General features: G+C 66.8%; 8 protein-coding genes. 5 read left to right on the top strand and 3 right to left on the bottom strand.

Features of this window, described 5'->3' with window-relative positions; translation table 11 throughout:
- The first annotated feature begins 80 nt into the window (after positions 1 to 80).
- From ACIRRY_RS25415 to ACIRRY_RS25395, 5 genes are all read left to right on the top strand, one after another.
- A complete protein-coding gene (locus ACIRRY_RS25415; RefSeq protein WP_403976661.1) occupies positions 81 to 1,022 on the top strand; it encodes a hypothetical protein in 942 nt (313 codons plus the stop codon).
- Positions 1,023 to 1,510: 488 nt separating this feature from the next.
- On the top strand, positions 1,511 to 2,041 hold the full coding sequence (gene rplJ, locus ACIRRY_RS25410) for a 50S ribosomal protein L10 (protein ID WP_329255840.1): 531 nt from the start codon (positions 1,511 to 1,513) through the stop codon (positions 2,039 to 2,041).
- A 109-nt stretch (positions 2,042 to 2,150) separates the two neighbouring features.
- Positions 2,151 to 2,534, top strand: a complete 384-nt coding sequence (gene rplL, locus ACIRRY_RS25405) for a 50S ribosomal protein L7/L12 (protein ID WP_403976659.1) — start codon at positions 2,151 to 2,153, stop codon at positions 2,532 to 2,534.
- A gap of 614 nt (positions 2,535 to 3,148) precedes the next feature.
- Positions 3,149 to 6,634 carry a DNA-directed RNA polymerase subunit beta gene (gene rpoB / locus ACIRRY_RS25400; protein ID WP_403976658.1) on the top strand — a complete coding sequence of 1,162 codons (3,486 nt, stop codon included), beginning with the start codon at positions 3,149 to 3,151 and terminating at the stop codon, positions 6,632 to 6,634.
- Positions 6,635 to 6,728: 94 nt separating this feature from the next.
- Positions 6,729 to 10,628, top strand: a complete 3,900-nt coding sequence (locus ACIRRY_RS25395; protein ID WP_327401958.1) for a DNA-directed RNA polymerase subunit beta' — start codon at positions 6,729 to 6,731, stop codon at positions 10,626 to 10,628.
- A 71-nt stretch (positions 10,629 to 10,699) separates the two neighbouring features.
- Here ACIRRY_RS25395 and ACIRRY_RS25390 read toward each other — a convergent pair whose 3' ends face one another.
- Genes ACIRRY_RS25390 through ACIRRY_RS25380 form a run of 3 tightly spaced genes read right to left on the bottom strand, consistent with a single transcriptional unit; the run spans position 10,700 to position 12,072 of the window.
- Complete coding sequence (locus ACIRRY_RS25390) at positions 10,700 to 10,963, bottom strand: hypothetical protein (RefSeq protein ID WP_403976657.1); 264 nt, start codon at positions 10,961 to 10,963, stop codon at positions 10,700 to 10,702.
- Positions 10,950 to 11,177 carry a hypothetical protein gene (locus ACIRRY_RS25385; protein ID WP_403976655.1) on the bottom strand — a complete coding sequence of 76 codons (228 nt, stop codon included), beginning with the start codon at positions 11,175 to 11,177 and terminating at the stop codon, positions 10,950 to 10,952. The genes ACIRRY_RS25390 and ACIRRY_RS25385 overlap by 14 nt, the downstream gene beginning before the upstream one ends.
- 25 nt (positions 11,178 to 11,202) lie before the next feature.
- Entirely contained in the window at positions 11,203 to 12,072 is an 870-nt protein-coding gene (locus tag ACIRRY_RS25380) for a peptidoglycan-binding protein (protein ID WP_403976653.1), read from the bottom strand.
- Positions 12,073 to 12,347 lie beyond the last annotated feature (275 nt).

Genomic DNA, 12,347 nt, shown 5'->3' with positions numbered 1-12,347 from the left:
TCGTCCCTTTTCGTACCGGGTGTCAGTGCGCTGCGCTAGCGTTTTGGGCAGGCACAGCAATCGCATAGGGGTGGGGACGAATGAAGAGCACGACCGTGCGCCGGATGGGCCTCTCGATCGCGGTGGCGACCGCATTGGCCTCGGTGGCCGCCTGTGGTTCCTCGGCCTCCTCCGGGGGGTCCGGCAAGGACGACAAGGCCGCGGGGAAGGGCTCGACCCGGGTGAGCCCCATAGCGGCCCTGCGCAGCGCCGAGCGGTCCACCGACAAGGCGGACTCCGCGAAGGTCGAGTCCTCCACCGTGATGGGCTCCCTGATGTCCATGGACGCCAAGGGCAGCCTCGGCTGGGGCGACGGCATCACCGGAACACTCACGATGACGTACACCGGCGGCACGATGGCGCAGACGATGCGCGCGGCCGGCAGCACGTCGATGGAGGCCCGCTATCTGCCGGACGCCTACTACGCGAAGATGGGCGAGAAGTTCGCCGCGCAGGCGGGCGGCAAGCACTGGCTGAAGTACGCGTACGACGACCTGGCCAAGCTCGGCGGCAGCTCCGGCGCGTACCTCAAGGACCAGATGCAGAACTCGACGCCGAACCAGTCGGTGAAGCTCCTGCTCGCCTCCGGGGACGTCAAGAAGGTCGGTACGGAGTCGGTGCGCGGCCAGCGGACCACGCACTACTCGGGCACGGTGGACGTCGCCGACCTCGCCGCCAAGAACTCCAGCCTCACCGCGAGCCAGCTCGCCGGCCTCAAGAAGCAGCTCACCCAGGCCGGTGTCTCGACCGAGCAGGTCGACATCTGGGTCAACTCCCAGGACCTCCTGGTGAAGAAGGTCGAGAAGGGCGAGATGACCTCGGGCCAGTACACCCAGACCGCCTACTACAGCGACTACGGCGTGAAGGTCGACGCGACCGTGCCTCCGGCGAGCGACACCGAGGACTTCACGGCACTGCTGAAGCAGCAGGGCCTGACCCCGGGCAGTGGTGACACGGCGACGGGGTCCGGCACGAGTTCCTGAGGCGCTGTCGGGCTCCAACTCGGCTGAGGGGCAAGGGGGTTCGGGGGCTTCCGTACGGGGTTCCGGGTGCCGTCGCCGAGGCGGTGAAGAAGACACAGCACGCCCCCTCGCTCCGCTACCGGGTGACCGGCGAGGGGACTGCCAGGGCCGAGGCGGCGAAGACGCTGGCCACAATTCATGCCGCACCACCGACCCCGCCCAGCCGATCAAGGGCGCCCAGGACTACGCCGTACGGGCGGATTTGCTTGGGCGTGTGTGGGTCCCGTACTCTTCGGGAGAAGCCAAAGACCGCTGGTCGTTGCCGTGTGCACGTAGGGCACGGTGACCGAAGGATCCGCTGAACAGTGGACGACCCGCGCAGGTGAACTGGATGTGCTCCCGGGAACTGTGTTTCCGGTCGAGCTACGCCCCGTGCGCCTGCGCCGGGGCGTTTTGTTTGTCCCAGCCCCTTCTGAGCGGTCCTCATCACCCGGAAGGAGGCCACGCTTATGGCAAGGCCCGACAAGGCTGCCGCGGTAGCCGAGCTCGCGGACCAGTTCCGCGGCTCGAACGCCGCCGTGCTGACCGAGTACCGGGGTCTCACCGTGGCGCAGCTCAAGACGCTGCGTCGTTCGCTCGGTGAAGACGCCCAGTACGCCGTGGTGAAGAACACGCTGACCAAGATTGCGGCCAACGAGGCCGGGATCTCCACGCTCGACGACCTGTTCAACGGTCCGACGGCGGTCGCCTTCATCACCGGTGACCCGGTGGTGTCGGCGAAGGGTCTTCGTGACTTCGCCAAGGACAACCCGAACCTCGTCATCAAGGGCGGTGTCCTTGACGGCAAGGCGCTGTCCGCCGACGAGATCAAGAAGCTCGCGGACCTCGAGTCCCGCGAGGTTCTGCTCGCCAAGCTGGCGGGTGCCTTCAAGGGCAAGCAGACCCAGACTGCGCAGCTCTTCAAGGCGCTTCCCTCGAAGTTCGTCCGCACCGCGGAGGCGCTTCGTGCCAAGCAGGCCGAGCAGGGCGGTGCCGAGTAATTCGGCTCGCGCATTGACCGCCGCCCAGGCAGCGGTCGCAGCGGGCCGTTAGTACGCCCGCCTCACCCGTACATCCGGCACCAGCCGAATTAGTGGAAGGATCGCCCACATGGCGACGAAGCTGTCCCAGGAAGAGCTGCTCGAGCAGTTCGAGACCCTCACCCTCATCGAGCTCTCCGAGTTCGTGAAGGCGTTCGAGGAGAAGTTCGACGTCACCGCCGCCGCCGCGGTTGCCGCCGCCCCCGCCGGCCCGGCCGCCGCCGCCGAGGCCGTCGAGGAGCAGGACGAGTTCGACGTCATCCTCACGGGTGCCGGCGAGAAGAAGATCCAGGTCATCAAGGTCGTGCGTGAGCTGACCTCGCTGGGTCTGAAGGAGGCCAAGGACCTCGTGGACGGCGCTCCGAAGCCGGTCCTCGAGAAGGTCGCCAAGGACGCCGCCGAGAAGGCCGCCGAGTCCCTCAAGGGCGCCGGCGCCTCCGTCGAGGTCAAGTAACACCTTCGAGGCCCCCGCAGGGCCTCTGCGCGCCGATACGGCCCGAGAGGGCTGTAACGCGACCGCACCGAAGAGCGATCATCCATCCGGGTGGTCGCTCTTCGGCGTATCCGAGGGTCGGGTGGCGACTTCCTTGCACCAAGGGGTCCGCGGAGTATGGTGATCTTCGTCGTGCCCTCGAGGACCCCTGGTGGCAGGCTGCAACGTGACGATGGCAGCACCCGGTTTGGGCAAGAGAGGCCTTGACGAACCGCACGCGGCGCGCAATTCTCAGGACGCGTCGCCAGAACGGTCCGGATCCGAGGCATGGATCGGCGACGAAGAGGGCAGTATCAACGTGCATTGAGGGCGTGGGCTTGCGCAGGTGTCGAGAACAACGAGGGTCTCAAAAAACCCGCACTGGACATCAGTGTGCCTTGTGGCTACACTGACCCTTTGCGCTGCCTGTTAGCTGTCCCCTGCCCGTCACCAGGGGCATGCCCTCCCTTGAGCATCGATGACCGGACCAACTCTGACCTGGCCTTTCCGGGCCGTCTCAGGAAGTCCATGTCTCTTTGCCCCTGAGAGGGGCCGGTACGCGCGTAGTGAGTCCGAGCCCTCGGAAGGACCCCCTCTTGGCCGCCTCGCGCACTGCCTCGACCGCGAATATGAACAACGGCGCCAGCACCGCCCCGCTGCGCATCTCCTTTGCAAAGATCAAGGAGCCCCTCGAGGTTCCCAACCTGCTCGCGTTGCAGACCGAGAGCTTCGACTGGCTGCTCGGCAACTCCGCCTGGCAGAGTCGGGTCGAGGCGGCTCTGGAGTCAGGTCAGGACGTCCCCACCAAGTCCGGTCTGGAGGAGATCTTCGAGGAGATCTCTCCGATCGAGGACTTCTCCGGGTCGATGTCGCTGACGTTCCGCGACCACCGTTTCGAACCTCCCAAGAACAGCATCGACGAGTGCAAGGAGCGCGACTTCACGTACGCCGCCCCACTCTTCGTGACCGCTGAGTTCACCAACAACGAGACCGGCGAGATCAAGTCCCAGACGGTCTTCATGGGCGACTTCCCGCTCATGACCAACAAGGGCACCTTCGTCATCAACGGCACCGAGCGTGTCGTCGTGTCGCAGCTGGTCCGTTCGCCGGGTGTCTACTTCGACTCCTCCATCGACAAGACGTCCGACAAGGACATCTTCTCGACCAAGGTCATCCCGTCCCGGGGTGCCTGGCTGGAGATGGAGATCGACAAGCGCGACATGGTCGGTGTCCGCATCGACCGCAAGCGCAAGCAGTCCGTCACCGTCCTGCTCAAGGCTCTCGGTTGGACCACCGAGCAGATCCTGGAGGAGTTCGGCGAGTACGAGTCCATGCGCGCCACCCTGGAGAAGGACCACACCCAGGGCCAGGACGACGCGCTCCTCGACATCTACCGCAAGCTGCGTCCGGGCGAGCCCCCGACCCGCGAGGCCGCGCAGACGCTTCTGGAGAACCTCTACTTCAACCCGAAGCGCTACGACCTCGCCAAGGTCGGCCGGTACAAGGTCAACAAGAAGCTGGGCAGCGAAGCCCCGCTGGACGCCGGTGTGCTGACCGTCGAGGACATCATCTCGTCGATCAAGTACCTGGTGAAGCTGCACGCCGGCGAGACCGAGACCGTTGGTGACAACGGCGCCTCGATCGTCGTCGAGACCGACGACATCGACCACTTCGGCAACCGCCGTCTGCGCAACGTCGGCGAGCTCATCCAGAACCAGGTCCGTACGGGCCTGGCGCGTATGGAGCGAGTCGTCCGCGAGCGGATGACGACCCAGGACGTCGAGGCGATCACGCCGCAGACCCTGATCAACATCCGGCCGGTCGTCGCCTCCATCAAGGAGTTCTTCGGCACCAGCCAGCTCTCGCAGTTCATGGACCAGAACAACCCGCTGTCGGGTCTCACCCACAAGCGCCGTCTGTCGGCGCTCGGCCCGGGTGGTCTCTCCCGCGAGCGGGCCGGCTTCGAGGTCCGTGACGTGCACCCCTCGCACTACGGCCGCATGTGCCCGATCGAGACCCCCGAAGGCCCGAACATCGGCCTGATCGGCTCGCTCGCCTCCTACGGCCGGGTCAACGCGTTCGGTTTCGTCGAGACGCCGTACCGCCGGGTCACCGGTGGTGTCGTCACCGACGAGGTCGACTACCTGACGGCCGACGAAGAGGACCGATTCGTCATCGCGCAGGCCAACGCGCCGCTCAGCGACGAGTTCCGGTTCGAGGAGTCCCGCGTCCTGGTCCGCCGTCGTGGCGGAGAGGTGGACTACGTCCCCGGTGACGACGTCGACTACATGGACGTCTCCCCGCGCCAGATGGTGTCCGTCGCGACCGCGATGATCCCCTTCCTGGAGCACGACGACGCCAACCGTGCCCTCATGGGCGCGAACATGATGCGTCAGGCCGTGCCCCTCATCAAGTCCGAGGCGCCGCTGGTCGGCACCGGCATGGAGTACCGCTGCGCGGTCGACGCCGGTGACGTCCTGAAGTCGGAGAAGGACGGTGTGGTCCAGGAGGTCTCCGCGGACTACATCACCACCGCCAACGACGACGGCACGTACACCACGTACCGCCTCGCGAAGTTCTCCCGCTCCAACCAGGGCACCTCCGTCAACCAGAAGGTTGTCGTGGACGAGGGCGCCCGGGTCATCGCCGGCCAGGTACTGGCCGACGGCCCGGCGACCGAGTTCGGCGAGATGGCGCTCGGCAAGAACCTGCTCGTGGCGTTCATGCCCTGGGAGGGTCACAACTACGAGGACGCGATCATCCTGTCGCAGCGCCTCGTACAGGACGACGTCCTCTCCTCGATCCACATCGAGGAGCACGAGGTCGACGCCCGTGACACCAAGCTCGGCCCCGAGGAGATCACCCGGGACATCCCGAACGTCTCCGAGGAGGTCCTCGCCGACCTCGACGAGCGCGGCATCATCCGTATCGGTGCCGAGGTCGTCGCCGGTGACATCCTCGTCGGCAAGGTCACGCCCAAGGGCGAGACCGAGCTGACCCCCGAGGAGCGCCTGCTCCGCGCGATCTTCGGTGAGAAGGCGCGCGAAGTGCGCGACACCTCGCTGAAGGTGCCGCACGGCGAGATCGGCAAGGTCATCGGCGTCCGCGTCTTCGACCGCGAGGAGGGCGACGAACTGCCGCCCGGCGTCAACCAGTTGGTCCGGGTGTATGTTGCGCAGAAGCGCAAGATCACCGACGGCGACAAGCTGGCCGGCCGTCACGGCAACAAGGGTGTCATCTCGAAGATCCTGCCCATCGAGGACATGCCGTTCCTCGAGGACGGGACTCCGGTCGACATCATCCTGAACCCGCTGGGTGTCCCGTCCCGAATGAACCCGGGACAGGTCCTGGAGATCCACCTCGGCTGGCTCGCCAGCCGCGGCTGGGACGTCTCCGGCTTCAGCGAGGACTGGGCGCGACGCCTCCAGGTCATCGGCGCCGACCAGGTCGCCCCGGGTACCAACGTCGCGACCCCGGTCTTCGACGGTGCCCGCGAGGACGAGATCTCCGGTCTCTTCCAGGCCACGATCCCGAACCGCGACGGGGACCGCCTGGTCCAGCCCTCCGGCAAGGCCAACCTGTTCGACGGCCGCTCCGGCGAGCCGTTCCCGGAGCCGGTCTCGATCGGCTACATGTACATCCTGAAGCTGCACCACCTGGTCGACGACAAGCTGCACGCCCGTTCGACCGGTCCGTACTCGATGATCACCCAGCAGCCGCTGGGTGGTAAGGCGCAGTTCGGTGGTCAGCGCTTCGGCGAGATGGAGGTGTGGGCGCTTGAGGCTTATGGCGCCGCTTACGCCCTCCAGGAACTGCTGACGATCAAGTCCGACGACGTCACCGGCCGCGTGAAGGTCTACGAGGCCATCGTCAAGGGCGAGAACATCCCTGAGCCCGGCATCCCCGAGTCCTTCAAGGTGCTCATCAAGGAGATGCAGTCGCTCTGCCTGAACGTGGAGGTGCTGTCCAGTGACGGTATGTCCATCGAGATGCGTGACACCGACGAGGATGTCTTCCGCGCAGCGGAGGAGCTCGGCATCGACCTGTCCCGGCGTGAGCCGAGCAGCGTCGAAGAGGTCTGACGGGAGTCCGGAGACCTGCGCCACGCAGGTCTCCGGCCCCAGGACCCCCGTATCAGACCCCAAGACTTACAACCCTGAGAGGGATTGACGCATAGTGCTCGACGTCAACTTCTTCGATGAGCTCCGGATCGGTCTGGCCACCGCTGACGACATCCGTCAGTGGAGCCACGGCGAGGTCAAGAAGCCTGAGACCATCAACTACCGCACGCTCAAGCCCGAAAAGGACGGACTCTTCTGCGAGAAGATCTTCGGTCCGACCCGGGACTGGGAGTGCTACTGCGGCAAGTACAAGCGCGTTCGCTTCAAGGGCATCATCTGTGAGCGCTGCGGCGTCGAGGTGACCCGCGCCAAGGTGCGCCGTGAGCGGATGGGCCACATCGAACTGGCCGCGCCCGTCACGCACATCTGGTACTTCAAGGGTGTCCCGTCACGACTGGGCTACCTGCTCGACCTCGCCCCGAAGGACCTCGAGAAGGTCATCTACTTCGCGGCGTACATGATCACGTTCGTCGACGAGGAGCGCCGTACGCGCGACCTGCCCTCCCTGGAGGCGCATGTCTCCGTGGAGCGTCAGCAGGTCGAGAACCGGCGTGACTCCGACCTCGAAGCCCGTGCCAAGAAGCTCGAGACCGACCTGGCCGAGCTCGAGGCCGAGGGTGCCAAGGCCGATGTGCGCCGTAAGGTGCGCGAAGGCGCCGAGCGGGAGATGAAGCAGCTGCGCGACCGTGCGCAGCGCGAGATCGACCGCCTGGACGAGGTGTGGACCCGGTTCAAGAACCTCAAGGTCCAGGACCTCGAAGGTGACGAGCTGCTCTACCGCGAGCTGCGTGACCGCTTCGGCACGTACTTCGACGGTTCGATGGGTGCCGCGGCGCTGCAGAAGCGCCTGGAGTCCTTCGACCTGGATGAAGAGGCCGAGCGGCTTCGCGAGATCATCCGTACCGGCAAGGGCCAGAAGAAGACCCGTGCGCTGAAGCGGCTGAAGGTCGTGTCTGCGTTCCTGCAGACCTCCAACAGCCCCAAGGGCATGGTCCTCGACTGCGTCCCGGTCATCCCGCCGGACCTTCGCCCGATGGTGCAGCTGGACGGTGGCCGCTTCGCGACCTCCGACCTGAACGACCTGTACCGCCGTGTGATCAACCGCAACAACCGCCTGAAGCGCCTTCTCGACCTCGGTGCCCCCGAGATCATCGTGAACAACGAGAAGCGCATGCTTCAGGAGGCCGTCGACGCGCTCTTCGACAACGGCCGTCGTGGCCGCCCGGTGACGGGCCCCGGCAACCGTCCGCTGAAGTCGCTGTCCGACATGCTCAAGGGCAAGCAGGGTCGCTTCCGTCAGAACCTGCTCGGCAAGCGTGTGGACTACTCCGCGCGTTCCGTGATCGTCGTCGGCCCGCAGCTCAAGCTGCACCAGTGCGGTCTGCCGAAGGCCATGGCGCTGGAGCTCTTCAAGCCGTTCGTGATGAAGCGCCTGGTGGACCTGAACCACGCGCAGAACATCAAGTCGGCCAAGCGCATGGTCGAGCGCGGCCGCACGGTCGTGTACGACGTGCTGGAAGAGGTCATCGCGGAGCACCCGGTTCTGCTGAACCGTGCGCCCACGCTGCACCGTCTCGGCATCCAGGCCTTCGAGCCGCAGCTGGTCGAGGGCAAGGCCATCCAGATCCACCCGCTCGTCTGCACCGCGTTCAACGCGGACTTCGACGGTGACCAGATGGCCGTGCACCTGCCGCTCTCCGCGGAGGCGCAGGCCGAGGCCCGCATCCTGATGCTGTCCTCGAACAACATCCTGAAGCCGGCCGACGGTCGTCCCGTCACCATGCCGACCCAGGACATGGTGCTGGGTCTGTTCTTCCTCACCACCGACGGCGAGCTCCGTGACGTCAAGGGCGAGGGCCGCGCGTTCGGCTCCACGGCCGAGGCGACCATGGCGTTCGACGGTGGCGAGCTGGCGCTCCAGTCGGCCGTCGACATCCGCTTCCCGGTGGGCACCATCCCGCCGCGTGGCTGGGTGCCGCCGGTCCGCGAGGAGGGCGAGCCCGAGTGGCAGCAGGGTGACACCTTCCGCCTGAAGACGACCCTGGGCCGCGCGCTCTTCAACGAGCTGCTGCCCGAGGACTACCCGTTCGTCGACTACTCGGTGGGCAAGAAGCAGCTCTCCGAGATCGTCAACGACCTGGCCGAGCGCTACCCCAAGGTCATCGTGGCGGCGACGCTCGACAACCTGAAGGCGGCCGGCTTCTTCTGGGCGACCCGTTCCGGTGTCACCGTGGCCATCTCCGACGTCGTCGTTCCCGAGGCGAAGAAGGAGATCGTCAAGGGCTACGAGGCGCAGGACGAGAAGGTCCAGAAGCAGTACGAGCGTGGTCTGATCACCAAGGAAGAGCGCACTCAGGAGCTCATCGCGATCTGGACCAAGGCGACCAACGAGGTCGCCGAGGCGATGAACGCGAACTTCCCGAAGACCAACCCCATCTTCATGATGGTCGACTCGGGTGCCCGAGGAAACATGATGCAGATGCGTCAGATCGCGGGTATGCGTGGTCTGGTGTCGAACGCCAAGAACGAGACGATTCCCCGTCCCATCAAGGCGTCCTTCCGTGAAGGCCTGTCCGTGCTGGAGTACTTCATCTCCACCCACGGTGCCCGTAAGGGTCTGGCGGACACGGCTCTGCGTACCGCCGACTCGGGTTACCTCACCCGTCGTCTCGTCGACGTCTCCCAGGACGTCATCATCCGCGAGGAGGACTGCGGCACCGACCGCGGCCTCAAGCTGCACATCGCGGAGCGCGGCGCGGACGGTGTCCTGCGCAAGGCCGACAACGTCGAGACCAGCGTGTACGCCCGTGCGCTGGCCGAGGACATCACCGTCGACGGCAAGGTGCTGGCCCCGGCCAACACCGACCTCGGCGACGTCCTCATCGACGAGCTGGTCAAGCACGGCATCGAGACGGTCAAGACCCGCTCGGTCCTGACCTGCGAGTCCGCCGTCGGCACCTGCGCCATGTGCTACGGCCGCTCGCTGGCCACCGGCAAGCTGGTCGACATCGGTGAGGCGGTCGGCATCATCGCCGCCCAGTCCATCGGTGAGCCCGGCACGCAGCTGACGATGCGTACCTTCCACACCGGTGGTGTGGCCGGTGACGACATCACCCAGGGTCTGCCCCGTGTCGTCGAGCTCTTCGAGGCTCGTACGCCGAAGGGTGTCGCCCCGATCTCCGAGGCCCAGGGCCGCGTGCGGATCGAGGAGACCGAGAAGACCAAGAAGCTCGTCGTCACCCCGGACGACGGCAGCGAAGAGACGGCGTTCCCGATCTCCAAGCGTGCCCGTCTCCTGGTCAGCGAGGGCGAGCACGTCGAGGTGGGCCAGAAGCTCACCGTGGGTGCCACCAACCCGCACGACGTGCTGCGCATCCTGGGTCAGCGTGCCGTCCAGGTCCACCTGGTCGGCGAGGTCCAGAAGGTCTACAACTCGCAGGGTGTGTCGATCCACGACAAGCACATCGAGATCATCATCCGGCAGATGCTCCGCCGTGTGACGATCATCGAGTCCGGCGACGCCGAGCTGCTGCCCGGCGAGCTGGTCGAGCGCTCCCGCTTCGAGCAGGAGAACCGTCGTGTGGTGCAGGAGAGCGGTCACCCCGCCTCCGGTCGTCCGCAGCTCATGGGTATCACCAAGGCCTCGCTGGCCACGGAGTCCTGGCTGTCGGCGGCGTCCTTCCAGGAGACGACCAGGGTGCTGACGGACGCGGCGATCAACGCCAAGTCCGACTCCCTGATCGGCCTCAAGGAGAACGTCATCATCGGTAAGCTCATCCCGGCCGGTACGGGCCTGTCCCGCTACCGCAACATCCGGGTCGAGCCGACCGAGGAAGCCAAGGCCGCGATGTACTCGGCCGTCGGCTACGACGACATCGACTACTCGCCGTTCGGCACGGGCTCCGGCCAGGCCGTCCCGCTGGAGGACTACGACTACGGTCCGTACAACCAGTAAGCGAGCAGGCTGAGTCGAACCGAAGGGCGGTCACCCCGTTTCGTACGGGGTGGCCGCCCTTCGGCGTTGTCTCAGCGTGCGGTGATCTCCAGACCGGTGACCACGACCGTCGCTACGGCGGCCAGCGCGCCGATGCTCGCCAGTGGCCAGCGGGAGCGCTCCAGGGCGTCCAACCGCTGTTCGTGATCGGCGAGTTGCTTGTCGGTCTGGTCGCTGCGCTGGACCAGCAGCGCGAGGGAGCCGTCGACCCGGGCGAACCCGGCCTCCAACGAGCCGCGCAGCCGCTCCAGTTCGAGGGCGACGGTCATCGCGTCGTTCGGATCAGTGTCGTTCATCGGCGCCTCCGGTCCGCAGCCACGCGGGCAGCAGCGCCTCTACGGCGGGCAGCGCCATGACCCTGGTGACCCCGGCGGCGACGGCCAGGGCGCCGGCCACCCACGGGATCGTCTCGGACACGCCGGCGGCTGCGACGACCGTCGGCAGCAGGACGCACAGGCCGACGGCGGTCTGGACGGCGGTGCGGAGGGTGCGCTTCGCGGCCTCTGACATGGGTGACCTCGCTTTCTTGTGGAGCTCAGGAGCTGTACGGGACCTTCAGCGCGGCCCAGGAGGTGGCCCCCGGCCAGCCGTCGGCGGCGGTGCCGGTGTAGCCGAGCTTGCGCTGCCACTTGGCGTAGGAGGCCTTGTCGGCGGTGGTCCACTGGGGGCCGGGGCCGGAGGTGTACGCGCCGCAGCCGAGGGCCACGAGCCGTTTGCCCATCGCCGTGACGATCGCGGACTTGGGGTTCTTCCTGAACCAGTCGGCGCCGGGGAAGGGCTGGTGGGTGGGCGGCTTGCCGGGTGTGACCTCGGTGCCCAGGCGGGTCGCGACCCGGGTGCGGAAGTCGGCCATGGTGAAGCCGCGCGGGTCGATCTTGGTGTTCGTCCACTCCTTGTGGCCGATGACGGAGTGGGCGTTCCAGCCGTGGGCGCGGCAGAGCGCGGCCGCGGCGCGGACCATCGCGTCCGACTGGGCTGCCGGCCAGGGGTCCTTGCCGTCGCCGAGGTTGACGCACTCGAAGCCGTAGAAGTGGACGTTGCCGTCCGTGTTGTTCTGGTTCGGGGCGGGGAGGGTGGCGCTCTGGGCGATGACCGCGTTCAGTACGTCGCCGTCGCCGCTGCCCGCGTGGTTGGCCCGGCCGTTGCCGACCAGGTGGACCGTGCCGTCCTTGGCGATGACTCCGTGGCAGAGGGGGCCGGGGAGTTCTGAGTGGCCGTTGAAGCAGAGGTTGACTGAGGCGGTGGTGCCGGTGGTCACGGTGTGGTGGATGACCACGCCGTTCACCGGGCCCCAACTGCCCTTGGTGTTGCGGTTGTTGGTGCGCCAGCCGGGGTGTTCGATCACGGTGACGCCCTCTTTGCGGAGTGCGGTGATCAGGGCGTCGGGGGAGAGGGGTGTGGCCATGGGGTGCCTTTTCGGGGTTGGGGGTGGGCATGAAAAAACCCGGGCCGGGGGTGGGGGCTCGGGTTGTGTGCGGTGTGCGGGTTCGGTGGGGGCTGGTCGCGCAGTTCCCCGCGCCCCTGGGGGGTTTGGGTGGGGCAGGGTGAGAGGGCTGGGCGCGTCCGCGCGGCGGTAGCCGCATGTTCGATGCAGCCTCGCGCCCCTAGGGGGTTGGGGTGGGGCGGATTGAGAGGGTTGGGCGTGTCCGCGTGGCGGCAGCCGCATGTTCGATGCAGCCT

Source organism: Streptomyces sp. NPDC101776 (genome assembly GCF_044766845.1).
Taxonomy (GTDB): domain Bacteria; phylum Actinomycetota; class Actinomycetes; order Streptomycetales; family Streptomycetaceae; genus Streptomyces.
This window is presented reverse-complemented; position numbering and strand designations above follow the sequence as displayed.